Origin of the sequence: Bdellovibrio sp. HCB290, assembly GCF_047305925.1 — a bacterium.
Lineage (GTDB): Bacteria > Bdellovibrionota > Bdellovibrionia > Bdellovibrionales > Bdellovibrionaceae > Bdellovibrio.
On sequence record NZ_CP178620.1, the window covers coordinates 667,064 to 691,022 of the forward strand.

Annotated in this window: 23 protein-coding genes; 17 read left to right on the forward strand and 6 right to left on the reverse strand. The window is 47.3% G+C overall.

The window, feature by feature from the left end; all coding sequences use genetic code 11:
- Positions 1-125 precede the first annotated feature (125 nt).
- The 11 genes from ACLVWU_RS03295 to ACLVWU_RS03345 are packed head-to-tail and all read left to right on the forward strand — an operon-like array spanning position 126 to position 12,252.
- Positions 126-2,261 (forward strand): ATP-binding protein, encoded by a 2,136-nt coding sequence (locus tag ACLVWU_RS03295; RefSeq protein ID WP_413577294.1) that lies wholly within the window; start codon positions 126-128, stop codon positions 2,259-2,261.
- Positions 2,262-3,749 (forward strand): GGDEF domain-containing protein, encoded by a 1,488-nt coding sequence (locus tag ACLVWU_RS03300; protein WP_413577296.1) that lies wholly within the window; start codon positions 2,262-2,264, stop codon positions 3,747-3,749.
- A gap of 20 nt (positions 3,750-3,769) precedes the next feature.
- Positions 3,770-4,936, forward strand: coding sequence for an alanine racemase (gene alr, locus ACLVWU_RS03305; protein ID WP_413578762.1), 1,167 nt, complete (start codon positions 3,770-3,772; stop codon positions 4,934-4,936).
- Entirely contained in the window at positions 4,933-5,769 is an 837-nt protein-coding gene (locus ACLVWU_RS03310; RefSeq protein WP_413577298.1) for an MlaE family ABC transporter permease, read from the forward strand. The genes alr and ACLVWU_RS03310 overlap by 4 nt, the downstream gene beginning before the upstream one ends.
- Entirely contained in the window at positions 5,769-6,533 is a 765-nt protein-coding gene (locus tag ACLVWU_RS03315; protein WP_413577300.1) for an ABC transporter ATP-binding protein, read from the forward strand. The genes ACLVWU_RS03310 and ACLVWU_RS03315 overlap by 1 nt, the downstream gene beginning before the upstream one ends.
- Positions 6,530-7,900: an MlaD family protein gene (locus ACLVWU_RS03320; RefSeq protein ID WP_413577302.1), complete on the forward strand. Its 1,371-nt coding sequence runs from the start codon at positions 6,530-6,532 to the stop codon at positions 7,898-7,900. The genes ACLVWU_RS03315 and ACLVWU_RS03320 overlap by 4 nt, the downstream gene beginning before the upstream one ends.
- Before the next feature lie 3 nt (positions 7,901-7,903).
- Complete coding sequence (locus tag ACLVWU_RS03325) at positions 7,904-9,652, forward strand: tetratricopeptide repeat protein (RefSeq protein WP_413577304.1); 1,749 nt, start codon at positions 7,904-7,906, stop codon at positions 9,650-9,652.
- The gene (locus tag ACLVWU_RS03330) at positions 9,652-10,341 is read left to right on the forward strand and encodes a hypothetical protein (protein WP_413577305.1); all 690 of its coding nucleotides are present in this window, start codon (positions 9,652-9,654) and stop codon (positions 10,339-10,341) included. Before ACLVWU_RS03325 ends, ACLVWU_RS03330 begins: the two co-directional genes overlap by 1 nt.
- Positions 10,341-11,303, forward strand: a complete 963-nt coding sequence (locus ACLVWU_RS03335; protein ID WP_413577308.1) for a 3'-5' exoribonuclease YhaM family protein — start codon at positions 10,341-10,343, stop codon at positions 11,301-11,303. Before ACLVWU_RS03330 ends, ACLVWU_RS03335 begins: the two co-directional genes overlap by 1 nt.
- On the forward strand, positions 11,303-11,821 hold the full coding sequence (cysE, locus tag ACLVWU_RS03340; RefSeq protein WP_413577309.1) for a serine O-acetyltransferase: 519 nt from the start codon (positions 11,303-11,305) through the stop codon (positions 11,819-11,821). Before ACLVWU_RS03335 ends, cysE begins: the two co-directional genes overlap by 1 nt.
- On the forward strand, positions 11,818-12,252 hold the full coding sequence (locus ACLVWU_RS03345) for a DUF962 domain-containing protein (RefSeq protein ID WP_413577311.1): 435 nt from the start codon (positions 11,818-11,820) through the stop codon (positions 12,250-12,252). Before cysE ends, ACLVWU_RS03345 begins: the two co-directional genes overlap by 4 nt.
- A 391-nt stretch (positions 12,253-12,643) precedes the next feature.
- On the opposite strand, the gene ACLVWU_RS03350 is transcribed toward ACLVWU_RS03345, so the two are convergent.
- Positions 12,644-13,000, reverse strand: a complete 357-nt coding sequence (locus ACLVWU_RS03350; protein WP_413577312.1) for a hypothetical protein — start codon at positions 12,998-13,000, stop codon at positions 12,644-12,646.
- A gap of 245 nt (positions 13,001-13,245) precedes the next feature.
- On the opposite strand from ACLVWU_RS03350, the gene rpsD reads away from it, so the two are divergent.
- Complete coding sequence (rpsD, locus tag ACLVWU_RS03355; protein WP_413577315.1) at positions 13,246-13,872, forward strand: 30S ribosomal protein S4; 627 nt, start codon at positions 13,246-13,248, stop codon at positions 13,870-13,872.
- Between the two features lie 62 nt (positions 13,873-13,934).
- Here rpsD and ACLVWU_RS03360 read toward each other — a convergent pair whose 3' ends face one another.
- The 4 genes from ACLVWU_RS03360 to ACLVWU_RS03375 all read right to left on the reverse strand — a co-directional run bounded on the left by ACLVWU_RS03360 (position 13,935) and on the right by ACLVWU_RS03375 (position 18,764).
- A complete protein-coding gene (locus tag ACLVWU_RS03360; protein ID WP_413577317.1) occupies positions 13,935-14,699 on the reverse strand; it encodes a hypothetical protein in 765 nt (254 codons plus the stop codon).
- Between the two features lie 137 nt (positions 14,700-14,836).
- On the reverse strand, positions 14,837-17,383 hold the full coding sequence (hrpB, locus tag ACLVWU_RS03365) for an ATP-dependent helicase HrpB (protein WP_413577319.1): 2,547 nt from the start codon (positions 17,381-17,383) through the stop codon (positions 14,837-14,839).
- Positions 17,380-18,036 (reverse strand): SAM-dependent methyltransferase, encoded by a 657-nt coding sequence (locus ACLVWU_RS03370; protein WP_413577321.1) that lies wholly within the window; start codon positions 18,034-18,036, stop codon positions 17,380-17,382. Before ACLVWU_RS03370 ends, hrpB begins: the two co-directional genes overlap by 4 nt.
- On the reverse strand, positions 18,036-18,764 hold the full coding sequence (locus ACLVWU_RS03375) for an HAD family hydrolase (RefSeq protein WP_413577322.1): 729 nt from the start codon (positions 18,762-18,764) through the stop codon (positions 18,036-18,038). The genes ACLVWU_RS03370 and ACLVWU_RS03375 overlap by 1 nt, the downstream gene beginning before the upstream one ends.
- 88 nt (positions 18,765-18,852) lie before the next feature.
- Here ACLVWU_RS03375 and ACLVWU_RS03380 point away from each other — a divergent pair, with 88 nt between their 5' ends.
- Genes ACLVWU_RS03380 through ACLVWU_RS03395 form a run of 4 tightly spaced genes read left to right on the forward strand, consistent with a single transcriptional unit; the run spans position 18,853 to position 21,941 of the window.
- Entirely contained in the window at positions 18,853-19,752 is a 900-nt protein-coding gene (locus tag ACLVWU_RS03380; protein ID WP_413577324.1) for a phosphate/phosphite/phosphonate ABC transporter substrate-binding protein, read from the forward strand.
- Positions 19,749-20,528, forward strand: coding sequence for a phosphonate ABC transporter ATP-binding protein (gene phnC, locus ACLVWU_RS03385; protein WP_413577327.1), 780 nt, complete (start codon positions 19,749-19,751; stop codon positions 20,526-20,528). Before ACLVWU_RS03380 ends, phnC begins: the two co-directional genes overlap by 4 nt.
- Positions 20,506-21,516 (forward strand): phosphonate ABC transporter, permease protein PhnE, encoded by a 1,011-nt coding sequence (phnE, locus tag ACLVWU_RS03390; RefSeq protein WP_413577329.1) that lies wholly within the window; start codon positions 20,506-20,508, stop codon positions 21,514-21,516. Before phnC ends, phnE begins: the two co-directional genes overlap by 23 nt.
- A gap of 20 nt (positions 21,517-21,536) precedes the next feature.
- Complete coding sequence (locus ACLVWU_RS03395) at positions 21,537-21,941, forward strand: acyl-CoA thioesterase (protein WP_413577330.1); 405 nt, start codon at positions 21,537-21,539, stop codon at positions 21,939-21,941.
- A gap of 3 nt (positions 21,942-21,944) precedes the next feature.
- On the opposite strand, the gene ACLVWU_RS03400 is transcribed toward ACLVWU_RS03395, so the two are convergent.
- Positions 21,945-22,820 (reverse strand): alpha/beta hydrolase, encoded by an 876-nt coding sequence (locus ACLVWU_RS03400; protein WP_413577332.1) that lies wholly within the window; start codon positions 22,818-22,820, stop codon positions 21,945-21,947.
- A gap of 297 nt (positions 22,821-23,117) precedes the next feature.
- Between ACLVWU_RS03400 and ACLVWU_RS03405 the strand changes: the two genes are divergently transcribed.
- Positions 23,118-23,924 carry a GYF domain-containing protein gene (locus ACLVWU_RS03405; RefSeq protein ID WP_413577333.1) on the forward strand — a complete coding sequence of 269 codons (807 nt, stop codon included), beginning with the start codon at positions 23,118-23,120 and terminating at the stop codon, positions 23,922-23,924.
- The last annotated feature ends 35 nt before the right edge of the window (positions 23,925-23,959 follow it).

The window sequence follows — 23,959 nt, forward strand, 5'->3', positions numbered from 1 at the left end:
AGTGCCTTTGGCAAAGGAGTCTTGCTTGATTCTTACCAGTTTCTAAAACTACAATGAAATCAAAGGCTCAGGCGTGCGCTAGTCCGCGGCGAGTACTAGAGATGTGACAGGAAGGAACAGGCTCAATGAAAGTGAAACTCCTAGCAGTGTTGATCGCAGTCGCGGCGCTATTTATTGGCGCTGTTTTGTGGCGAACAGATAGTTTCGTATACGGCGATCGCATGAGTTGGGTTGAGGCACAAACACGCACTCAAATCAGTTCCATTTCCCGTTCTCTGTCGGGGGAGCTTAAATCTCTGCAAAGACTGGTTGCCACGTTCAATGCCGATAGTTTTCAAAAAAACCGTATCAACTGGTCTTCTCTGGCACCGTATTATGCGGTGGCGTCAGTAGCCATTAACGGCTCGGAAATCGAACCTCAAGTGCTTATCACGCGTGATAACTCCAAAGCTGCAAACTGGAACCCGGCTTTTGTTAAAGCGGCCTTGGGTAAAATTGAAAATCGCACCAACGATATGAGATTTTTTATCAAACCATTTCAGGATACCAATCGCGGAAGATATGTTGCGGTGGTTGTGATGGAGGGGAATCGCGGCTATGCGCTTTTCAGCTCCGGTGAAATTTTTCAATCACAAGTGGATTCAGAGCGCGGCAGCCTAAGTTCATTTTCTATCGTGACGACCTATGGTCTGACGGTGGGTCACACCATTCCGGAATATCTTGGCACTGTGATGCGCGATGATCCGATGTACAAAGAAATCGCTAAAAACGGAGCCACGCATGGTGGTGGTGTGGTTGCTGGCACCAACAAGCAACAGGTTTTCGGAATGTTCGAGCAAGTTCCACACACGAATCTGTGGGTGCTAAGTTCCGCACCTTTGACAGAAGCCCTGAAGGGTCGCACGGGTTTGTGGTGGCAGTTCCTGTTGATGGGCATGGGCCTGGTTCTTGTGGGGATCGCTGCGGTATTGTGGGTGGTGGCCCCGGCTGAAAACAAAATTGAAAAACTGGAAACGGATCTGGTGAAGGCGCAAAAGCAGGCAGCTGCAGCACCGGTACCGGTTAAGTCTGTGGTGGCTGATCCCGAAACAGCACAGAATGAAAAAGTTCAGACTTCCATGCGTGTGGCTTCGGCTTTGGCGCACGAGATGCGTGGACCTCTAAGCTCTATTTTGGGGTACTCGCAAATGATTCTGGCGAAACATCCAGAGGGTGAAATTGTTGAAAATACGGATTCCATCCTGCGCGAAACCCGCGCCGCCCGCGAAGTGCTGAACAAACTTTTGGGTTATGCCGGCGAAGAGATCAAAGAAAAGAACTCCATGAAAGTGGAGGGGCCTTTGGCGCGCGCTTTAAAATCTCTGGAGTCTGAACTGCAAAACAAAGGCGTTAAGGTTGTTCGCAATTTCCAGGAAACCAGTACGCTGGATTTACACGCCGATGCTTTGGTTAAAGCTTTCGAAAATATCATCACGAACTCCATTGAAGCCATGGAGCGCATGCCGAAAAAAGAACTGACCATTGATCTTTTCGAGGACGCTTCCGGAGTTCATCTGACTTTTGAAGATTCCGGCGAAGGCATTGATTCCGCAAATCTTTCAAAAATATTCGATCCGTTTTTTACCACGCGCTCCTTTAAAAATCATATGGGCCTGGGATTATCGGCGGCCTTTGGTGTTTTGAAAGAGCACAATGCTGAAGTGAAGGTGACATCTCAACGCGGCTTTGGCGCCAAGGTTTCCATCCTCTTCAAAAAACAGGAATCCGTCAGTGTCATGAAAGCGCCGAAAGCGACAGCAGAGACGCCGGCTCCGATCGCGGCTCCAGCGCCTGTTGTCGAGAAAATTCAAATTCAAGGTGAAGTCCTGCAGCTTCGTGACGAGTCTCCGCACCGTGAAGCTGCCGAATCCGAATTCAAAGAGGTGAAAATGCAATCATCAACTGGCAACCATTCGCCTTTGGATGTGAACATCGATAAACTTTTGGAAATGCCAGAGGAAGCTGCCGCCGTTGCTGACGAAATGACCCCAATTCCGGAAGTGATTGAACCAGCGATCTCGCAGAAACCAATTCCGGCTTCGGTAGTGGAATTTGGTGAAGCTGATTTTTCCGAAGATAAAACTATCGTATCCTCTGCGGTGGATGATCAATTCACACCGGTGAATTTGATTAATGCACCATCAGCGGGCCTTGCGCCGGTTCGCAAATCCAAAGCCGACAGTTATCAAGTTGAAATTCGCAGACCTGGAAAGAGGACTTAATTGGACATTCGCGATCATAGCTCCCAATTTACCATTTACGTTTTCACCACTGATGTGGATCAGGGTGCTGCTGCGAAAGTTTCACTTTCGCAGGCGGGCTATGATGCGTATTTCATCCAGGACCCCGAGCAATTAGAACAGCGTCTTAAGGACAGTCCGCCGCATTTGCTGGTATTTTGGACGGCGACAATGGCGGGTGCATTAAGTGACTTCGTGGTCCATGTGCAAAAGATCAACGATGAAATTCGTTTCATCGCGATCTCAAGTTTGGGGCAGTTTGATATTCTTTCACAATATCAACGTTTTGGATTCATGGATGTGATTTCAGACGAGGCAGTGGCTTTGGAATCCCGGGTCCTGTGGGCTGTGGATCGAGCCTGCGAAAAGTTGTACTTTAGTTTTCAGAATGAGCAGCTGATCGATGACCTGGAAGCTTCAAAGCAAGAATTGGAATCTGTTCAGCAGGAAGCACTGAAAAATCTGAAGCATCAGGAGGAAGAGGCCGCTCGTCCGGCTTACCCGATGCGTATCGCTGACTATCGTTCTGCTCAAAGCAAAGAAGACATGGTTCAAAGATTTTTGAACGGCATTTCTGAAAGTCGCTGCGTCTTTTTCAAATTTCTTCCTTCGGTTCGCAGTTTCGTAGCGACTCATGCGAACGGAATTGATTCCGCGCAAATTCAGGGTGTTGGTGCTCAGCTGACGACGGATGAGATGAAAGACCTGGGCTCGCAACTGGCATTGGGGTTGATTCCGCCAAGTTTTGCGCAGCTACTGACGGAAGCCTTCCACTTAAAGCCACCGAAGGCGATTCCGCTTTACGGCGGCAATCAATTGGAAGGACTTTTCGTATATTCCGGTGGATTGGATGCCCAGGCTGTGGCCCAGCTGAATGATGAGTACACCCTGTTTAATCTTTGTTACTCACATTTTGTTCTGGAAAAGAAAGTCGACACGCTGGAAGTCCAAGATTTCGTCACAGAACTCTATAATCGCAATCACTATGTTAAAGTTCTTGAAGACGAAGTGGCTCGCGCCCGTCGTTTGAAACAGCCATTGGCCATCGTGAAAATTTCGATGGATGATTTTTATGAGATCGAGTCATCTTTGGGAGATGCGGTGAGAGACGAATTGCTTAAATCACTGGCAATTGTGATCTCTAAATCCAGTCGGACCAACGATACGAACTTCAGAACGGCGGCCAATGAGTTGACAATGGTACTGCCTCATTGCTCTAAAAAGGGGGCTGCACTTCGAGCTGAAAGAGTTCGTCGTGTGGTTGAGGGCAGCACTTTCCTGGATAACGGAATGAAAGTGTCGATCAGTCTGGGAGTGAGCGAGTACCCTTCTTTGTGTGATTCTCCAAAAACATTGGATGAAACTGCAGGGAAGGCCTTGGCGCATATTGCTGATAAGGGTGGAAACAAGATTTGCTTGTACAAAGCCCCTGAAAGTCACAAGCCTGAATTCGAAATTCCGGCTGAATAGGATTAGTAGTTTTAATGGAAATGTTTCGAAAAACTTTTGCGGAAATTAATTTAGATAACCTGACACATAACATACGTGTCTTGCAAAAGGCGTTTCCGAACAGGTTCCTTTGTCCGATGGTCAAAGCCAATGCCTATGGTCACGGTGACGTTAAGCTTGCGTTGCATCTTGAAAAGCTGGGCATCAAACAATTGGGCGTCTGCCTGATTGAAGAAGGATTGTTGCTAAGACAGTCCGGTGTGAAAGTGGATATTCTGGTATTCCGCGGTTTTGATGCCAAGGGAGCCAAGGCGATCCTCGATAACAACATGACTGCCGTGGTCAGTACCTGGGATCAGATCGAAGCTTTAGAGCAGGTCGCGACCAAAAAAGTTAGCGTGCATGTGAAGTTTGATACCGGCATGAATCGTCTGGGGTTCCGCACTGAAGAAGCGCAAAAAGTTTTTGATCGTCTGAATGGTCATGCGCACATCGAAGTGAAGGCACTGTGCACGCATCTTTACATTGGTGAAAATGCTCTGGAAACAGATCAGACCAGCGCGCAGCAACTGCATAAGCTGAATAAAGTATCTGAAGTTTTCAAATCCATGAACGTGTTCTGTCATGCACTGAACAGCTCGGGGATTTTGAACCTGCTGGAGATGGAGCAAAAAGGTCAGCAGGATAAAAATCATCCGCTGTATTTGCAGAACTGGGGACTTCGTCCTGGCTTGATGATCTATGGTTATAGTTCCTTGGGGCACCCTCCGGTGGCCAGTCTTAAACCTGTGATGAATTTAAAATCTGTGGTGAACAATCTTCGCGAAGTAAAAGCGGGCGAGACCGTTTCTTACGGCGCAAAGTGGACGGCAAAACGTGATTCCGTGATTGCGGTTATTTCGATCGGATACGGCGATGGATATCACCGTCTTCTTTCCAATCAGGCCCATGTGCTGTTTGCCGGTCATAAAGTTCCGGTGGTGGGAACCGTTTGCATGGACTATCTGATGGTCGATGTGACTGACGTGGTGAAGGGCGACCTGAAACTTTATAAAGATCAGGAAGTCATCCTTTTTGGTGGTGATCTGAAAGGTCATGAACTTTCAGCGGACGAACTTGCACGCCAGGCTCATACGATTTCCTATGAAATGCTCACCAGTGTGGGCGAGCGTGTGCCTCGTGTTTACATCGGTAAGGAGACTCCGTGAGTTCACAGGGACTGGTGCAAAAAGCAGCTTTTGGGATTTCCTGGATCGGCGCCTCGGTCATCGAGTTTTTCCGCAGTTTTGTGGAAGAAACCGGTCGCATCATGCTGTTCTTCCATGAAAGTGTCCGTCTGATTTTTGCCAAGCCCTCGCGATTTCCGGAAATCATCAAGCACATGGAGTTCATCGGAAATCAGTCGATCTGGATCATCTGTTTGACGGGAGGATTTACCGGTCTGGCTTTGTCGATGCAGATTTATCTGGGATTTAAAATGTTTAATGCCGTGAACATGGTGGGACCTGTTGTGGCTCTGGGGATTACCCGTGAGTTGGGTCCGGTATTGACGGGATTGATCGTGGCAGCTCGTGCCGGAGGAGCCATGGCGGCTCGCCTGGGTACAATGCGTGTGAATGAACAAATTGATGCCCTGGAAGTCATGGGTGTGAATACCAAGCAGTACTTGATTTCTCCAAGAATGGTGGCGGCTTTCATTTGCATGCCATTGTTGACTGCGGTTTTCGATTTCGTGGCGATGATGGGCAGCTGGTTTTTATGCGTGAAGATCGTGCAGCTGGATGAAGCCATTTTCTGGCAAAAAATCCGCGACATGATTGAAGTGAAGCATATCAACGAGGGCCTGATCAAAGGAGCTGTCTTCGGAATTTTCTTTGCGCTGATTTGCACGTACCGTGGTTTCAACACCACCGGTGGAGCAAAAGGCGTCGGCGAGGCCACTAATCAGGGCGTTGTTCAAAGCATGGTCATGATCATTATGCTGGATTACTTCCTGACAAATTTGATCCGTCTTTACTACAGCCTGATGGGGATTTCATAATGTTCAAGCAACCGGCTGTACAAATAAAAGATCTGAAAAAAACCTTTGATGGTAATGACTTCATTCTTAAAGGTATTGATCTTGAAATTCCAAAGGGGAGTCTGACGGCGATTATTGGATTTTCCGGAACCGGAAAAAGCGTGATGCTAAAGCATCTTTTGGGTTTGTATAAACCGACCTCAGGCTCCATAGAAGTTTTGGGTCAGGATTTGAATCAGATGAACGAGGACGAACTCACCAAGTTTCGGCAAAAGTTCGGGGTGCTTTTTCAATCTGCGGCATTGTTTGATGATATGTCGGTTTTGGAAAATGTCTGTTTTCCGTTGTTCGAGCACCGGCGGGACTTGAAGGAAACTCAAGTCCTTCGTATTGCTGAAGACAAACTTCATCAAGTCGGGCTGGACCCCAAGCATTACAGAAAACTTCCAAGCCAGATATCCGGCGGTATGCAAAAACGGACGGGTTTGGCTCGAGCTCTCGCCCTAGATCCAGAAATCCTGATCTATGATGAGCCGACCACGGGTTTAGATCCCATTCTGACTGAAATGGTAGATAATTTGATACTGGAGACACATAGGCAACGTAATGGGCAACTGACATCAATCATGGTTTCGCATGATTTGTCCGCTGCGTTTAGGATTGCGGATCATATCGCGATGTTGGATAGTGGCAGGGTTTTACTATTCGGGACTCCAGAGGACTTCTTTAATACCGATATTGAATTGGTTAAGAGGTTTGTGAATAAAGGGATGAAACATCAATGAATTGGCTTCGCGCTGCAGAGTTTAAAGTAGGTCTTTTAGTGATCATTGTAGGATCACTGATTGCCGTCATGTCCATGCAGGTCAGCGAAGATCCTTCGTATCTTGGTCGCTCCAAAAAAGCCTGGTTCCTGATTCCAAATGCCGGTGGTCTGGTTAAAAATTCAGCAATTCGTTCAGCGGGTATCCCGGTGGGTGTCATTAAAGACATCCGGTTGCAAGATGGACAGGCGCGCGTTGATATCACGGTGAAGTCCGACGTTCCTTTGACGACTTCTGCAGGTATTGAAATCAAAGCTCAAGGTATCCTGGGGGATTCCCACGTAGAGGTTTATCCAGGCTCACCAACAGACCCGCCACTTCCTGACAATGCACAAATTCTTAGCGTTAAAGCCGGTGGCTCTTTGGAAAATCTGGTTCAGCAAGTCGGTGAAGTGACATCTTCGCTGAAAGCTGTGGCAAAGAACCTGGAGCAGGCAACATCTGAAAACGGCACACGCAATCACATCTTGGGTCGCATCGTGAAGAACGTGGAAACGATCACTCAGGATCTGGCGCAAATGACGACCGAAAACAAAGACAAGATTGGCGACATCGTGGACGAGGTTCACGACATCACATCAAGTCTGCGTGAAGTGATGAACGACAACAGTGACACAGGCATCAAAAAGACCTGGGCGCGTTTGTCTGAAACTATGAAAAACCTGGATGAAATCACCGGCAAAATCAATCGCGGTGAGGGCACGATCGGTAAGCTTATCAGTGACGAAGCGACGGCCGAAAAAGTCGACAGCGCCATTGATGGTCTTAACAACATGGTCGGTGCTGCGAACAGTATTGAAACAGCTTTCGATTTCAGAACAGACTATCTGGGTGAAGTTGGTAACTGGAAAACGACGGTGGGTGTGAAAATCCAACCGGGCCTGGATCGTTACTACTACCTTGCCATTGTGGATGACCCGGTGGGCGTCGTGGAAACAACCCGTTACCAATATTCGGGCGGGGCTCCGCCACAAAATTCTGGCGAGTACTACGAGAAGAAAACATACGAAAACAAACTGAAGTTCACTTTGCTATTCGCCAAAAATTTCTGGGATCTGACTCTTAAAGGGGGCGTGATCGAAAATGGCGGTGGTTTCGGTGTGGATTACTACTTCTTCCGTCGTAAGATGAGAGCAACAGTTGAAGCCTTCGATTTTACTCGGACAAACTTGCGCGGAAATATCAGCTACTTCTTCTATCGTGGTTTGTACCTAAATGCCGGCTGGAATGATGCCTTCAATAAGAACGATGCCAGTTCCGCCTATGTCGGCGGTGGTCTATTGCTGACCAACGACGATTTAAAACTGCTCCTCACGAAGGGGCTTTAAGGTATGGCGGTTGAGGTTTCCAATACAGACAAAGTTTGGCTAATTAAATCCTCAACCAGAGTGCTTGGTCCATATTCTATCGAAGAAGTTACAACGCTTCTGAAGACTCGGCAAATTTCAATTATCGATGAAATCCGACTTCCTGTGGGTCGCTGGAGCTATATTCGTGAAAATCAACGTTTCATGGATATCATCCGCACGATTCGAGAAGAGCAGGATAATTCACCTGAAAACACCATGACTCAATCGATTCCACACAACACTTCGTTCACAAAAACGGAGCCGACTGTAGATCGTGAAGAGCATACACTGACTCCGGTGCCGCCGGTGCAATCGCAAATGAAGGACATTTCTGCTGCGACGGAAAGACCTGTGGCAAAATCATCCTTGCCGGGAGCGGGTGTCAGCTACGGCACGGCCCATGATGCCCGAGTTCAGGGTAAAATTCGCCAGCAATCCAATGCCCTTCGTTGGGCCGTGATGGGGATTGCTGCCGTTGTCGCCCTCGGTATTTATGTGACACTGGGGAATCGTCAATCAGCAACCTCTGGCAACTATGATGAATTGGTTTCGCAGGCTATTCGCTATAAGAGCGTGGGCTTATATGATAAATCCCTACAGTCTTATAAAGCCGCTTCCATGATTAAAGAACCAGATCTGGACACGCAAATTCAAATGGCGCCAGTACTGATTTCTGAAGATCGTCAGACTTTGCAAGGTCGTCGTGTTCTGGAAAAAGCCATCGTTCAGGAAAACCGTCAGCGTGGCGATCTTGTGGATGCCTACCTGGGAATCGCAGTTTCTTATATGATGGACGGGGATTTAAAAGAGGCCGAGAACACGTTGCAAAAAGCAATTGGTCATGAGCCGTTTAATATTGCTGCGCGATTGAACCTGGCGATCGTCGAAATGAAAAAGGGCAATTACCACGAAGCTATGCGCAAGTTCGAAAACGTGCTTAGCAAAGATCCGGGCAATGTCATGGCGATCTATGGTCGTTCGATGGCGGCCATGGAAGTGGCAAAAGCCACATCCGATCTGTCTTATCTGAAAAATGTGGTCGCTGATTTACAACACGCCTTGAATAAGGCTTATTTGTTGCGCCAAGAGCTTAGTTTATTCCTGATTTATTCTTATAATTTCATGGGTGACGTGGATGCCATGAACCAGGCCATCGTAAAGTTCTTGAATGAAACTCCGGGTACTTCAAAGCATTACACGCACTCTTTGAATGTCGACTGGCGCTTCACTCAATGGGATTATCTGGAAAAATATTGCAGCGAAGTTTATGCCCGCAGTATTCCCTCAGCAGAATTCAAAGCCGTTCGTGCGATTTGTCTGATGGAAATCAATCGCGACACCGATGCTGACAAGCTTTTGAAAGAAGCTATCAGCGAAGGTCCCAAGGATCCCTATGTGCTGGCTGCTCAAGCCGCCTATTTGAAAAAAATGGGGCGGGCACCTGAAGCACTCGCGATCTTAAAGATGCCTGAGCTGACAAGTTTAAATGTTCGTGACCGTTTGATGGGTGATATTTGTATAGCCAATCATGATGTGAATTGTGCACAAGGTGCTTTCACCAGAGTCTACGAAAAGAATCCTGCCTCGGGACCAGCCCTTTACGGTCTGGCCTGGGTTGTGCTGAAACGTAAAGACCGAAACGCTGCCTCTAACTATACTCGGGCGGGACTTCAAGCCGAACCCACGTTTATACCCCTGTTAGAAATGCGGGATCAACTGGAGGCTGATTAATGAATCAGCCTTTTGTGCTTTTCATCCTGAGTGCTTTCGTAATTTTAAGTGGATGTTCCAAGGATCCTGGCGGCTATCATCGTGAAGAATACAAAGTCGTTAAGTTCGAAGACGTGCCGCCTGATTTAAAAATTCCCACGAAAGCCTGGGATATGCTGACCTTTCAAGCGGCTCCAGATGCTCATGGTGAAGGTCACGGCGAGGGATCGGAGAAAGCGGAATCCAGCACCAAGGAAGTCGTTTTTTCAGACGTCACAGTGTTTTTAGTCGATAAAAATCCCGGCGTACTAAAAGAAGAAGCCATCAAATTCGAACTTCCCCGCGGGGGAGGAGAGATTGATCTCTCCCAGTACGTAAATGATCGTCAGGGTTCTTTTTATGTGGGCTTTGAATTTCCGGCGTTTACCGAAGCCAAACAAAGCAAAGTACTTTTCGTCAGCCATGCGCGCAAAAGACGTTTGGGTGAAATAGTTTATGGAGCAGGCTGCAATCAGATTCTGGATATCACAACCAAATACAATCTGGCGATGAAGGGTGAGGGCCTGAAGGTCAACACCACTCGTGAACGACACATCACTGTGCTGGGGGGAACTTTCTTGTTCTCGGCAGAAAAAGGTGACACTGTTTATGTGGCGCAGGTTTCGTTTGTGGATCCAGCCCATAAGAATCTTTTTTGTGAGGCACCCTGATGGACAAAAAAAACGTTCATAGTCTTCAAGATAAAGACACCGTCGAAATGCTTTTCCTGGTGAAGGAAAAGACAGTCGGCGTGGGTAAAAACGGCCGACCTTTTATGGGTTTGCAGTTGGGTGATGCGACGGGATCCATTGATGCCCGTCTTTGGGATCGCGTTGAAGAATTGGCCCGTCAGTTTGAAACGGGCGATGTGCTGAAAGTAAAAGGCCTGGTGCAGTTGTTTCAAAATCGCAAACAGCTGGTAATTCATCGTCTGGAGCGCGTGGAAAATTCCGAAGTAAACTTCGAGGATTTCATTCCTAAGGCAGCACGTGATACGGAAGACATGCTGGTTGAGCTGATCAACCTGGTGCGCACAATGCGCAATGATCATCTGAAGCAACTTGTTTTGGATACGCTGGAGGATCCGGAGATTCGTCCCCGCATCCTGCGTGCACCGGCGGCAAAATCCATTCACCACGCGTGGGTGGGCGGACTGCTTGAGCATATTCTTTCGATCTGCAAAATCATGGACTTTATGGGCTCCCACTATCCATTCCTGAATCGGGATCTGCTGCTCTTTGGAGCAATCTTCCACGATATCGGAAAAATCTGGGAACTATCTTATGATAACGGTGTCTCCTACACGGACCGCGGTCGTTTGTTGGGGCACATGCAACTGGCTTGCGAGCTTATAGATAAAAAATCAGCTCGCATCCTGGGGTTCAGCGAAGAACTTCGCGATATTTGTAAACATATAATCTTGAGTCATCATGGTAAGTTGGAGTACGGTTCTCCGAAGCGTCCCAAATTCATGGAAGCAATGCTGATCGCAATGGTCGATGACCTTGACAGCAAAGTTGCGACCCTGAAGTCCATTGTGGATGGTGAACGCGGCTCGGGCGAGAAGTGGTCTCGCTATAACGAATTATTTGATCGTTATTTCCTCCTTGATGATTTGAACGAGAAGTATTGATGTTTGGTTTGTGGAATCGTTTGATAGCTTTGTTGAATACCTATAAGGCCTATGACCCTGCGGCTAAATCTCGTTGGGAGATCGCCTTACTCTATCCTGGTCCCAAAGCTTTGATCCTGCATCGTCTTGCGCATCTTATTTATAAAGCGGAACTGTTTTTTCTGGCACGCCTGGTGGCAGAGATCTCCCGTTGGTTAACAGGAATTGAAATTCATCCGGGCGCTCAGTTGGGGCGTCGTCTGGTGATTGATCATGGCTTCGGTGTCGTGATCGGTGAAACTGCCGTTGTCGGCGATGACTGCATTATTTTTCACGGTGTGACTTTGGGTGGAATTAAGTTTGACCCGGTAAAACGCCATCCCACTGTCGGCAATAAAGTTATGATCGGGGCAGGGGCCAAAGTTTTGGGACCTATTCTGATTGGTGATGGTGCCATGATCGGTGCCAACGCTGTGGTCGTGAAAGAGGTGCCAGCCGGTGCCACGGTCATCGGTCCCATTGCGCAGGTTAAGTCATGACTCTGCAGGACTGGTTTGCTGAATACAGCGAAAGTCATCAGAATCGTACGAATCAAATCATTCATAAAATCTGTGTCCCTTTGATCTTCTTTTCGGTCGTGGGATTGCTATTGCAAATTCCCGTGCAAATGGGCCCCATCCGCCTGGGTGAGTTGTTTATCGCGATCGCCTTGGGTTGGTACTCCACCTTGGGAATGAAGCCCCTGATGGTAATGCTGGGGCAACTGGTCGTGTGCTACGTTCTGCTTTATCTTCTGGGTATGTTTTTGCAACCACTGTGGTTGTGGCTGGTCGTGATCTTCGTGCTTGCCTGGATAGGGCAGTTTTATGGCCATAAGATAGAGGGTAAAAAGCCGTCCTTTTTCAAGGATCTGCAGTTCCTGCTGGTGGGGCCTCTTTGGGTCGTCAAAGACCTGTTCTTTAAAGAATAGAAAGAGAATCTACAACGCAACGCGTAGTGTTTAAACCAGGCCGAAGCCTTTTCGGGCTCCAATTCGAATACCCTCACATCCATTTGCAATTCGGTTTCATGATCAAAAACTAATATTAAAACTGTCGCTTGACGCTCCGTGGCTCTGAGATAATGGGGGAGTACCTAAACCACATTGGCCAATTCGGCTGGTGTGATTGAAACTAGCACGAAAGGAGTTCGGCTATGAAACAGGTAGAAGAAACGGCTCCTACGACCACTCAACTTGATAGTACAAGTACTGTTACTCCGGTCCGTAAGAGAAACCGTCGCCGCCGCCTTGCCGCTTGGTAGGCTGGCTTCAGGGGCCCTCCCTAAAATGTGGAGGGCTTCCTATCAACTGTCTTTGAAATTTACTTTACACAAGTCGCTTCGTTAAAGACCCGGTAGTCGCCTTTATTCTGGGCAACCGTCCATTTACCTTCCTTGCGAATAAGAACTCTGGAAGTTCCTTCATTCGGGGACATCGGAATCCAACCCTCTTCATAGTCGTTTTCCATGGCATAAAGTTCCTTGGTGCTGCCGTCTTTGTGTTCTTCGATCAGCTCCAGAAGGCCGGGTTGCTGGATATTGGAGTTTTCCTGAATTGTGAGGCTTTTTAGGTCGGGCTGGGAGATGTCTTTACAGAACAGAAGCGTCGTGGTTTTGGCCTGCGTTACCGCAGAAACCGCCAGGATCGAGATAATAGTAAGTTTTGTAAGTCGCTTCATGGCAGTTGCATTAGCAAAGGCTTTGTGGAATGTTGAGTGAAAATCGCGACATATGGAAATACGACAAGGACCCGCCGTTGCCATAGGTTATCTGATTTTACCGCGGCAAAAACTTAGTATGCATTTCGTGAAGATAGAGTGCTTTCTCAATACGTTTTCAATTAGAATGTATTGGGAGGAAATCCTGTTCAACAGGTAGGCATTTCCATTATCACGATAGCTCGCTTTAAAAAGGACTTATTTATATGAAAAGAAAAGGCAAAGCTGCTCGCTTTAAACTTCAAAGACGTCTTATGACTGAGCTTCCGGGCTTGGGCAAAGCTGGTGCTTTGGAAAGAAGACCATATCCTCCAGGTCAACACGGTCAACGCCGTCGTAAATACTCTGAGTTCGGTCTTCAACTTGAAGAAAAACAAAAAATCCGTATCCACTACGGACTACGTGAAGAGCAATTCCGTCGTATCATCGCTAAAGCTCAAAAATCTTCTAACTCTAACTGGGTTGAGTCTTTGGTGAACTTGTTGGAAAAACGCTTGGATAACGTTGTATTCCGTCTTGGTTTCGCACCTTCTATCGCTGCAGCGAAACAAATGGTTTCTCACGGTAAAGTTATGTTGAACGGTAAGAAAGTAAACATCTCTTCTCAAATCATCAAAGTTGGCGATATCGTCTCTTTGAAAGCAGATGCTTACCAAAACCAAGTTTACATGTCTGCGAAGCAAGCTCCTCGTCTTCCACTTCCAACGTTCATGACGAAAGAAGAAAAAGGCGGCGAAGAGACAGGTCGTTTGATCGACGAACCGAACATGGAAGCAGTTCCATTCTCGTTCGATCCAGGTCTAGTGATCTCTTACTACTCTCTTCGTGGGTAGTCTGAATAAAATCATTATGATTGAAAAGGGAGCTGAAAAAGCTCCCTTTTTTTTTGCCTTTTTTAGGGTGCGCTGCCGGCTGGAGATTTTTCGGTGTCGTCTTCCAGGCTAAATAGGTAAAGCAGTGTGGCTGTGATCGTAGTCACACCCGTCGCGATAACGGCGGCCTTGGTCACTTGGTCTTTTTTGATTGTTGCACTGGATTCCGTCAGACGACGAAGTGTTACTGGCAAATCGAATTTGCCGATGTAGTACACATCAAACGGAACCGCGTTTCCGGATCTGTCGTAAATTCCCTTTTGCAGAATAGTTGTTAGTAGTGCCTCGGGCGTGAAATATTGCTTCGCTTCGGGACCTGCAAACAGGTCGACCTTTGACAGAGCCGAGCACGCTGTTTTGGCACAGGTGATGCCCCAAGCTTTTTTGTATTCCTTTAAGAAATCACTGCTTAATCCGTCGCGTTTAATGCGTATCACGATGCCAGCATCCAGCTCAGCCATGTGATTATTGACCAGGGTTCTGCTCAACACACTTCCATCCAGGCGAGTTGTGTCCTTCACGATATAGGCATGCCCGAAAGGTGCAAAGCTCAACAGAATATCATCGGTTTTTCCCATGACATCAGACACGAAGAATTCGCGTTTGTCGATTTCCACGTGGCGATAGCGAACTTTCAGGGCGGGATCGGCGATCAAGGCTTCGCGTTCAGTAAACTCCCGAACATCATTAAAGACATTCTCGCACAGGGCCTTGGCGTGAGCCGAGGGGCTGAAAAAGAACAGCAGACCTAACAGACTGAAAGTCATGGTTATGAATGTTGTTTTCATTAGTCGCACAAAGGCCCCTTTTTGCGTTCCGGGTGTCTACGCATTAAACAGCCAGGGCCATTAAAACTAATGGGCCTGACTTATAACTCACTTCAAATGTCTGCTTTTTAGGGGAGCAATTCTAAGACCAAAATCTGTTAAAAACGACGGCGGCCTTTGGCTTCCGGGGTGCCATCGGCAGGGTCTTCGGGCCACTGGTGTTTCGGGTACTTAATACGAAGTTCTTTTCGCACTTCCGGGTAACCATTCTTCCAGAAGCTTTCCAAATTTGACGTCACTTGCACGGGACGGAAATTCGGCCCCAGAAGATGAAACGTCAAAGGTGTTTTTCCGAATAAAACCTTCGGAGTTTCCATCATTCCAAAAACTTCCTGAATACGAACTTCCAGATAAGGGGCCTTGTCAGGTGGATAAATCACCTTGATCTGACTGCCGCTGGGAACCGTAATACGTGCAGGAAGTTCCTTGTTGAAGGAACGAACGAAATCCTGCGGAAAAACGGATTCAAAGAAAAACACCAGATCTTTTTCAAAGACAGTTTGCAGTTTCTTTTCACCCATACTGGCCTGAGTAAAGGCATCCAGCTTGAAGGCTTCCAGTTGATCTTCGGAAAAACTGAACTCAGATTCAAAGGTTGCCGATTGCAGGTGTCTGCTCCAGAACTCCAGACGCTCCCACCACTCCCCCAATTTTTCATTGTTCTTTAAAACCAAAGACCACTTTTCCACCAGAACCTGGGGGAGTTTTTCTTCGACGTCCTGTGAAGATGCGGGTAGCAGTGAAGGTTCTTCCAGGCCTAAGCCAAACAGTGAACGGTATTCGCGAACGAAAAACTGTCCCTTGTCTTCAATGAAAGTCAGATCACGGATTTTCTGAATCTCGTTTTTAAAATGAGTCAGAATAAATTCCTTCGAAAAACCACAAGCCAGGCTCACGATAGTTTCCGCATCGCTATTGCCTTCGACACCATTAAGGGCGACAAAAAAGTCCGAAGTTTTCACCAGGGATTCGGCTTGAAGTTTTACACCACGTCCACCGACCATCAGGGCACGGTCGGATTGACCACGACGACGGCACAGGCGATCCGGGAAGGATCGCAGCAACAGCGTGCGCATTTCCATGTCAGATGTTTCTGGTTTTAGGTTTTGGACGGGCCCCAGTTTTTTTGCCAGATTTAAAATCTGTGCTGAAGATTGCGAGACAGTTTGCAAGGCCATGAATCCTGCTTCCCGCGGGGCTTTGCCGGATTTTTTAAACTGCTGCAAAAGATCCAGGCGCACCGTCAGGTCACACTCGGTCTTGTCACCCTGAAACGAGTTTTGGGCTTCACGACGAATGAAATCCCGTTCCTGTAAAATGGCGGCAAGTTCCGATCCCAATTCCAGGGAGTTCCGGTCAGCGGCGACCAACATCAGCTTCGCCAATCGAACAGGCAGCGGAAAATGCAGAATCTTTCGGCCTAGGGCTGTGATTTTATTTTCGCGATCAATGGCACCAGACAAAATAAGATACTGCGTGGCTTTTTCGATGGCTGCAGAGCTTGGTTTTTCAAACCACGAAAACTTTTGAAAATCTGAAACGCCTTGAGCTGCCAGAAAAAGCAGGCTCTCGGTCAGATCGACTCGTTGAATTTCAGCTGTCTCGCTTTTTGCGAATGAGTGCTCATCCACTTTGGTCCACATTTTATAAACTACGCCGGGAAATTGTCGGGCCGCGCGACCCGCACGTTGAATGGCACTGGACAGACTGATGCGACCCAGTTCCAGACGGGAAAATCCTGTGCGATAATCCTGCTTCATATTTTTTGCCAGGCCGGAATCAATGACTGTGGCAACACCATCCAGCGTGACGGATGACTCTGCAATATTAGTGGAAAGCACGATGCGCTGACGCTGTCCTTTTTGTAAGGCGCGGCGCTGGTCATCAAGGTTCAGTGAGCCATGCAGTGGTACCAAATCAATACTTTTTCCAGCGGCCCAGTCTTCCAAGGCATTTTTAGCGCGGTCAATTTCACCAACGCCGGGCAGGAATACCAGAATGTCTTTGTTGGATTTGCCGGCGGCTTCGCGAACTGTCTGAGCCAGATTATCAAAGAACACCGGGAAGGTTTGTAGAATCTGGGAGTTCTTTTGGTAAATCGTTTCCAGATCAAATAATTTTCCTGGCACCGACACGATCGGGGCATTCCCCATGTAGCTGGAGATCTTTTCTGCCTCCAGGGTTGCCGACATAACCAAGAGTTTAATTTCGCGACCCAGTTCCTGAAGTTCGCGCAGCAGTCCCAAAGACAGATCGACATGCAGGGATCTTTCGTGAAACTCATCCAGTATAACCAGATCCACGTCAGATAATTCCGGATCATCCAGCATTTGTCGCGCTAGCAGTGCTTCGGTCATAAATATCAAACGTGTTTTAGCAGAAGTCTTATTGGCAAAGCGCACCTGATAGCCGACCTCTTCACCAACAGTCCAGCCATTTTCATCGGCAATGCGATGAGCGGCCGCAATAGCCGCCATACGACGTGGTTCCAGTACAATGATTTTTCCTTTTACCACATCCAATAGAGCAGGCGGCAGACGTGTTGTTTTACCAGCACCAGGGGCTGCTGTTAAAACCAGATTCAAACCTTTTTGAAACTGGCTTTTGATGTCAGGAATAAAATCATCAACTGGAAGATGGCTCATGCAGGGTACAAAAGCAGCATGAACTCTGCCTTGTCGAAAGGTACTTTTTTCGAGATTTGGTCGATGGTGCCTTCCAGATTCAATTCATCCTCCTGGGATAAATTCAAGGAAAGCAGCATGCGCCGATTGGGAAAATGATCTTTCATATCCCCCAGCATTTTTTTAAGACGGTAAGGAGTGTCCATCAAAATGATGGCGCGTTTTTCTTTGGTTAACTCGCGCAAGGCTTTGGCACGTGCTTCGGTTTCCGCGGGGATGAATCCGCGAAAAAGAAACTCGTCCAGGCGTTGTCCACTTAACGATAAAAGCCCCATCAAGGCAGATGCGCCCAGAACTGATTTTACTGGAATATTTTTTTGACGACACAAGCGAACCAGGTCTGCACCCGGATCACAGAAACCAGGAGTTCCGCAGTCGGTGACCAAAGCCACCATTTTCTTTTCACACAATGGAACCAGCGCGGCCTTGTCATCAGGTGTGGAGTGCTCATCCAAAACCTCGTAGGTTTTGCCTGTGATTCCGTGTACACGCAAAAGTTTGGAGGCCTCTTTGGTGCTTTCGCAAATCACGACTTCGCAATCCTTCAGGATTTGCAAGGCTCGCAATGAAATTTCACTGGTGTCGCCGATCGGAGTTGCTACAAGGTACAACATTAGGAGTTCCTTTGATTCAAAACAAAATTCATAATTCGTGGCAGGTCAGGAGGTGGTTCTGCCTTGCCGGAGTGGGTGCTGTCAAAAAAAATGCTCTCAACATGAGGACATTTCTTGCCCATTAGATTCAAAATGACGGGCTCGTTATCAAAGAAATAAAGTTTGGCGTAATCTTTGCGGGAATCTGCCAAAAACCAGTCTGTTTTGTATTCCGCATCGTCCATGGCCTTATCAGGTTTAACGAAAAGTTCAGCCTGCTTGCCTAATGGGAAATTCCACTGCTGAAGTTGCGCCGTAGTGCCAGGCTCCATGCGATGCACATCCCGGCCGGTCAAATACGCGATGTCGGCCCCGGCTTTTAAAGCCGCCTTAACGTATTCAATGGCGCCGTCGATGGGTTTGTCATACTTCAAGTAATTATTGGAAAAAAAATGACTCTTCCAGTACTGCATAACAGCTTCTTGAAAGGCAGGGTGGTGTCCATCCAGCCCGGCACGTTGCAGAGCATTTGTGAAACCCCAGTCCGTGTGGGCCATTTTAATATTTGCAAACAGGGGCACTTGATCGGGAAATTTTTTTTGGTTTTCAGGATCTGCCGCAAAGTCCTTCAGAATCTTTTCAATTCGAGGGCTGACATCAAATAGTGTCGAATCCAGGTCAAACACCACAAGGCACTTCTTGCCCTCTGAAACCAAGGTTTGAATGTTGACAAGAATTTGATCGATCATGGGCCCATCGTAGCTGTTAGGGTCCAGTTAAGGCAAAGACTTTGTTAACACGGAACATGTCCTTTACTAGAATATCACTGGAGGGTTCATGAAGCTATTTTTGAACTGCACATTACTGATACTCGTGTTCAGCGCGACGGGCTGCAATTTTAAGAAAGCGGCTTTGGGTACTGCGGAAAATCCCATTAAGTTTCATCTGGTTCCCTCTGTGGATGCCAAGGTCCTTGCTGACAATTCCAAGCTTTTGAAGGACTACCTGGAAAAAGCTACTCCTTATAAATTTCAGATTACGGTACCGCAGTCGTTTGTCGCTGTTGTGGAATCCTTCGGTACAAATCGTGCGGATGTGGCGACGATAAACACATACGGATATTATATGGCACATAAATCATACGGCGTGGAAGCGCGATTGACAGTCATTCGCTATGGATTGGCAACCTATCAATCTCAGCTGTTGGCGGGTAGCAATTCTGGCATCAAGACGCTGAAGGATTTTAACGGAAAGAAAATGGCCTTTGTCGACCCGGCTTCAACGTCAGGTTATTTGCTGCCACTTAAAACTTTAAAAGATAAAAAAATCGAGCCTAAGGAAATCGTCTTTGCGATGAATCACGATGCGGTTGTGTCGATGATCTACCAGGGACAAGTGGACGGAGGCGCGACTTATTACAGTCCCCCTCAGGACGGGCGCATCGAAGATGCCCGCCGACTGGTGAAACTTCAGTATCCTGATGTTGAAAGTAAAGTAAAAATCATCGAGCTCTCAGAGCCGATTCCAAATGATCCCATCGTGTTTCGAAAAGACATGCCGGAAGAAATGAAAGAAAAGATCGTGGATGTGCTGTTGCAATGGGTGGCGACTCCGGAGGGAAGAAAATCCCTGGATCTGATGTTAGGGGCTACCAATCTAAAAAAAGCCACGGACGCGGACTATGACAGTGTTCGTGAAATGTTGAAGCAAATGTTGCCGGCGGAGAGTGGTAAATGAGTCAGGCCTTGTTGTCCGTAAAGGGACTAAGCAAAACTTATCCCAACGGAGTTCAGGCTCTTCGTGGTGTCAGTTTTGATGTGCAAAAAGGGGAGTTCCTGGTTGTCATCGGTTTAAGTGGATCCGGAAAGTCCACTTTGATGCGTTGTCTGAATCGACTGCAGAGTTCCACTGCCGGTGATATCTCTTTTGCCGGGACTGATGTTGTTCGCCTGAGCGGTGCAAGCCAGATCCGGTCTTTACGACGCAGAATTGGAATGATCTTTCAACACTTCAATCTGATTCCAAGACAAAGTGTTTTAAAGAATGTTTTGATGGGGGCATTAGGAGCAAAGAAAACCTGGCCCAGTCTGCTGGGAATTTTTACGGCCGGGGAAAAAGCAGAAGCTTTGAAAAATCTAAAGCTTGTGGGGATTTCTGAAAAAGCCCATTTGCGTGCGGATCAACTATCCGGTGGACAAAAGCAACGGGTGGCGATTGCGCGGGCACTGATGCAAAACCCTGAATTGCTTTTAGCAGACGAGCCGGTGGCTTCCTTGGATCCAGCCACCTGCCATGTGGTGATGGACTATCTGAAAAAAATTAATCAGGAGATGGGCATCACGGTTATCGCCAATCTGCATTTCTTGTCTTTGGTCCGCCAGTATGCAACCCGGGTCATAGCCCTGAAAGACGGCGCGATCGTTTTCTCGGGTCGTCCCGAGGAAATCACTCAGGAATGGTTTCAAAAAATTTACGGAGAAGGGGCCCAGGATGTTTCGCCGAATAGTCTTTGATTCCCTGTCCGTTGCATTTTTGTTGTGCTCGCTTAGTGTGGGGTTGTTCGTCACTCATGAAGAGCAGCTTTTGAGTCTGCAAACAGATCTGCTATTCATTTCTGGATTTGTTCTGATCGGTGCCGGTATTGCGTATGGGTTGCGCCGCATGCACATACAAACATTGGGCGGAATTCTTTTTGATTCACAGTTGCAGACGAAAGAGGCATCCCCCTGGTATCGCAGTTTTTGGGGGCTGCAATTGCTGGTGCTGTTGTTTGTGTCACTGACTGTGGCGGTGATAAAAACGGATTTCTCGTTTGTGGAACTTTTGGATCAACATGGGTTTGCAGGCGCGGTTCGCCTGTTTAAGGGAATTTTCAATCCCAATTGGGAGATTTTGCCCAAAGCGGTTTTGAATATTGTAGAAACTGTATTTATGGCTTTCTTGGCAACGGCGATCGCGATTCCCTTTGCATTTGCATTAAGTTTTGTCTGCGCGAAGAACATCATGAGCGGCTCGATTGCGTATCCCGTATATCTGATACTTCGCACGGTCTTAAATGTAACTCGGTCCATCGAAGCATTGATCTGGGCGATTATCTTTTCCGTGTGGGTGGGGATTGGCCCCTTTGCCGGGATGCTGGCATTGATGATTCATTCTGTGGCCTCCTTAGCAAAACAATATTCTGAAATGGTGGAAGCCGTGGAAGACGGTCCGATTGAAGCCATTCAGTCGACGGGCGCCGGTAAAATGCAAACGGTCTGGTATGCGATTGTCCCTCAGGTGGTTCTGCCGTATATTTCATTTACGCTCTATCGTTGGGACATCAATGTTCGCATGGCGACAGTGATCGGGATGGTGGGCGGAGGCGGAATTGGCACAATGCTGATTCAGTATCAAGGTCAGGCCCTGTGGCGCGAAGTCGGTTGCATCATTGTGGTGATTGCAGCGGTGGTTTGGATTCTTGATTTGGCGTCGGCACATATCCGCGAGGCTTTGAAGTAAGAAAGTGAAAAGAGGACTGCATGGGAGAATTTGGATCATACAAACTTCTGATTCGGGAAACGCACATTGATTCGTATGGACATGTGAACAATGCCACCTATTTGTCTTTGTACGAGGAGGCACGCTGGGAAGCTATCACTCCCAGAGGTTTTGGTTTTAAAGATATTCACCGTATACAGCAGGGGCCGGTAATTCTGGAAGTGAACATCAAGTTCTTAAAAGAGATTCGCCTGCGCGAGACCATCACCATTGTTTCCAGCATCATGGATTATCAGGGTAAAGTCGGTCACATGAAGCAACAGATGATCAAAGATGATGGCAGTGTTGCCAGTGAAGCGATATTTACATTTGGTTTGTTCGACTTAAAAGAAAGAAAAATGATTCTGCCGACGCCGGAATGGAAAAAAGCCTGCGGCATGGAATAGTAGTCAATCTTCAAAATGTTTCAGCAGGGCGGACTTCATGTCGGCCCATTTTTTTTCACCCACAGAGGCCGGATCAATCATGATGTGATGAAACCTCGAGGCCCGACTGAAAGGTCGTTTTTCAACCTGATAGGTCTTCCAGTTGGTCAGTCGGTGAGCACGCATGTATTCGAAGGTTCCAGTGGGACTGATCAGTTCATCTCTTCGATCATAAAATAGCAATGTCGAGGTATTGATGCGGTTTCTATTGGTATGCTTTGCCAGATAGGCACTGGTATCAAGCGTCGCTTTATAGGCTGAAACCGGAGTGCCCAGTGCGCTGGCATAATAGTCGCGATTCATCACATTTGGAATCAGGGCCAGGGGATTTAAGCTGTTCAAAAGGCGCGTTAGGAAATTAGCTCTGCGAATCGAAAGAGCCGGTGCAAAAAGTGCCATCTTATCAAAGTGAACTTTTTCATACTTACTGGAAATCGCAACCCCCATGACTCCACCTAAAGAAAAGCCAACATAAAAAACCGGTATACTGTATTTGTTTGCACGTTGTGAGGCCAGACAATAGGCCCTTAGCGTATCTCTTTCCCACATTTTTGCAGAGACTCGTTTAAAGATATTGATATTGTTGTTGTGCCCGGAAAGGGAGACGTGCAGGACATCAATTCTGTCGCCAAGAAGTGCGTTTTCAATCGTGCGCATTTTTCCGGGATTAATATTCAGGCCGTGAACCACAATGGCAACGGCCCTTGAAGGTTGCCGGTTGCTTAATCGCCACTCGGCCCGCGAATCACTTCCGGGCATAAGCGCAGGACAACTCCCTGCAAATGTGGGCAGTGAAATCAAAGAGGTTAAAAGTAAAACTAAAACGAGTTGGTAACTCATTTGCTCATCCTTAAGCCAAACTTCTTCTTTTAGGGAAAGGCTATGGAATTACCCCAAGGGTGTAAATGAATTAGGGCATGTATTTTCGGGTCTGGCTTTTGTGTCGGCCCTACTAAAGAACGGCTCTGTCTCAGATAGAGAAATCAATCATTGTTTACAATACTTTGATCCAGAGACTGTGTGTTGCCCAGAAGTTCGACGAAAACTTGTGGAACATTTTGAGGTAAATTGTCTAATATCCGACAGTTAAGTCGTCAGCTTTTTGAACCGATAGAGAAGCTCAAGGAGCACTGAACGATGGGAAAACAGTATTATCTTTCAAATAATGGGACTCATATCGGACCTTACACTTTTGAAGTTGTCCTGCAAAAAGTTGAATCCCACGAACATCAATGGACTGATTACGTCTACGACGAAACTGTAGGCGACTGGGTTATGTTGATGGAACATCCTGAGTTTTCGGCAAAGGTTTCCAGCAAGCCGACCACACGTCCAGAAGAATCTTCTGAAAAAGCTGTAGAGCTTCCAGTGGTGGAAGGCCTAAAGGATAAAGAGTGGTTCATTCTTAAAGAAGGCAATAACTACGGTCCTTTCTCTCCGGTTGAAGTTGTACAAATGCTTCAGGAGAAAACTTTGTTTGAATACGACTACATATGGCATGCACGCATGGCCAACTGGGCACGTGTGGCTGAAGTCGAAGAGTTCGCGCCGGATAAAATCCGTGCGATGAAGCAATCTGCTGACACGGGTCTGGCAGAAATCTTCTTCCGTCGTCGACATGCACGCGCATCTTACGGTGCAAGTTTGATTGTTCATAATAACAAGACAGTTTTCCGCGGACAGGCATTGGAAATCAGTGCGGGTGGTGCGGGTGTGATGATTGATAATCCGAATTTACAACCGGGCCAATCACTGTTCTTGCATTTCCAACCAGGTGACGGAGTACCGCCATTCAATGCGGTTTGCCAGATCGTAAGCAAACAATTTATCAAGGAATTGGCGCCTAAAGGCTCTGACTCTGTAAGATATGGTGTGAAGTTTACGACGGTCAGTCAGTCAGTTCGTGAAAGCATTAAAAACTTCACGACACCAAAAGCAGCCTAGTTTTAAACAGGAATTTAAATTCAAAGTGGCAGAGG

Bases quoted from the DNA above. Each gene is read 5' to 3' on its own strand.
- ACLVWU_RS03345 (WP_413577311.1), top strand. From the start codon at position 11,818: ATGACTCTGCAGGACTGGTTTGCTGAATACAGCGAAAGTCATCAGAAT.
- ACLVWU_RS03375 (WP_413577322.1), bottom strand. From the start codon at position 18,764: ATGATCGATCAAATTCTTGTCAACATTCAAACCTTGGTTTCAGAGGGC.
- rpsD (WP_413577315.1), top strand. From the start codon at position 13,246: ATGAAAAGAAAAGGCAAAGCTGCTCGCTTTAAACTTCAAAGACGTCTT.
- ACLVWU_RS03360 (WP_413577317.1), bottom strand. From the start codon at position 14,699: ATGAAAACAACATTCATAACCATGACTTTCAGTCTGTTAGGTCTGCTG.
- ACLVWU_RS03400 (WP_413577332.1), bottom strand. From the start codon at position 22,820: ATGAGTTACCAACTCGTTTTAGTTTTACTTTTAACCTCTTTGATTTCA.
- cysE (WP_413577309.1), top strand. From the start codon at position 11,303: ATGTTTGGTTTGTGGAATCGTTTGATAGCTTTGTTGAATACCTATAAG.
- ACLVWU_RS03395 (WP_413577330.1), top strand. From the start codon at position 21,537: ATGGGAGAATTTGGATCATACAAACTTCTGATTCGGGAAACGCACATT.
- ACLVWU_RS03315 (WP_413577300.1), top strand. From the start codon at position 5,769: ATGTTCAAGCAACCGGCTGTACAAATAAAAGATCTGAAAAAAACCTTT.
- hrpB (WP_413577319.1), bottom strand. From the start codon at position 17,383: ATGAGCCATCTTCCAGTTGATGATTTTATTCCTGACATCAAAAGCCAG.
- phnC (WP_413577327.1), top strand. From the start codon at position 19,749: ATGAGTCAGGCCTTGTTGTCCGTAAAGGGACTAAGCAAAACTTATCCC.
- ACLVWU_RS03350 (WP_413577312.1), bottom strand. From the start codon at position 13,000: ATGAAGCGACTTACAAAACTTACTATTATCTCGATCCTGGCGGTTTCT.
- ACLVWU_RS03380 (WP_413577324.1), top strand. From the start codon at position 18,853: ATGAAGCTATTTTTGAACTGCACATTACTGATACTCGTGTTCAGCGCG.
- alr (WP_413578762.1), top strand. From the start codon at position 3,770: ATGTTTCGAAAAACTTTTGCGGAAATTAATTTAGATAACCTGACACAT.
- ACLVWU_RS03330 (WP_413577305.1), top strand. From the start codon at position 9,652: ATGAATCAGCCTTTTGTGCTTTTCATCCTGAGTGCTTTCGTAATTTTA.
- phnE (WP_413577329.1), top strand. From the start codon at position 20,506: ATGTTTCGCCGAATAGTCTTTGATTCCCTGTCCGTTGCATTTTTGTTG.
- ACLVWU_RS03405 (WP_413577333.1), top strand. From the start codon at position 23,118: ATGGGAAAACAGTATTATCTTTCAAATAATGGGACTCATATCGGACCT.
- ACLVWU_RS03370 (WP_413577321.1), bottom strand. From the start codon at position 18,036: ATGTTGTACCTTGTAGCAACTCCGATCGGCGACACCAGTGAAATTTCA.
- ACLVWU_RS03320 (WP_413577302.1), top strand. From the start codon at position 6,530: ATGAATTGGCTTCGCGCTGCAGAGTTTAAAGTAGGTCTTTTAGTGATC.
- ACLVWU_RS03295 (WP_413577294.1), top strand. From the start codon at position 126: ATGAAAGTGAAACTCCTAGCAGTGTTGATCGCAGTCGCGGCGCTATTT.
- ACLVWU_RS03325 (WP_413577304.1), top strand. From the start codon at position 7,904: ATGGCGGTTGAGGTTTCCAATACAGACAAAGTTTGGCTAATTAAATCC.
- ACLVWU_RS03335 (WP_413577308.1), top strand. From the start codon at position 10,341: ATGGACAAAAAAAACGTTCATAGTCTTCAAGATAAAGACACCGTCGAA.